Consider the following 255-nt stretch of genomic DNA (forward strand, 5'->3'; position numbering starts at 1 on the left):
GAGCCAGCCGCCGAAGGTGGGGCAGATGATTGGGGTGAAGTCGTAACAAGGTAGCCGTATCGGAAGGTGCGGCTGGATCACCTCCTTTCTAAGGATATTTACGGAAGTGAGAACTTGGTTCTCACAAGCGTTTGACGTTTGATTTTGTTCAGTTTTGAAGAGTTCAATCTCTTCTTGTGCCCGCATTTATTTATGCAGGCAGCTGAAACTGTTCTTTGAAAACTGGATAGAAGCAACACATTGTATGACCAAAGC

General features: G+C 45.9%; 1 rRNA gene. It reads left to right on the plus strand.

The features are described 5' to 3' along the window. Positions 1-88, plus strand: a 16S ribosomal RNA gene (locus M3221_RS25945); the annotation flags it as partial. Positions 89-255: the final 167 nt, after the last annotated feature.

This window comes from Domibacillus indicus, from assembly GCF_023715895.1.
Classification (GTDB): domain Bacteria; phylum Bacillota; class Bacilli; order Bacillales; family Domibacillaceae; genus Domibacillus; species Domibacillus indicus_A.